The 436-nt window shown below is 55.3% G+C and carries 1 protein-coding gene; it reads left to right on the forward strand.

Annotated features, from left to right (window positions below; all coding sequences use genetic code 11):
• The coding region (locus tag AC1DLB_RS32155) for a beta-barrel domain-containing protein (protein WP_477786554.1) at nucleotides 1-277 on the forward strand (277 nt) is incomplete at its 5' end.
• Between the last annotated feature and the right edge of the window lie 159 nt (nucleotides 278-436).

Here is a 436-nt window from a genome sequence, read left to right on the forward strand (position 1 = left end):
GAAGTTCACGGCTTACGACTACACCATTTATGGCGGGCTGAAAGCCAAGCTGGAGCAGATCGGTGCCGACACCATCACCGACGAAGACAAGAAGACCACGTACTACATCATCAAACTGCGCACCGAGCGCAGCCACCTCGGGACGGATGAAAAGCCGTTGCTGATCATTCCTGGAATGGTGGCGTCGGTGGATATCATTACTGGCAAGAAGACCATACTCAGTTATTTGCTCAAGCCGATTATCCGGGCTCGCGCCGAGGCGTTGCACGAGCGGTAGTTTTCGGGTGAGGCTGATGGCCTCTTCGCGGGCAAGCCTCGCTCCTACAGTAATGCTGTTCACTTAAACACACTCTTCAGTCATGCCTACCTTTTGTGGCGAGCGAGCTTGCTCGCGCTGGGCTGCGTAGCGGCCCCAAAAATCTGACAACCATTGCCG

This window comes from Pseudomonas sp. 05N434 (assembly GCF_056396965.1).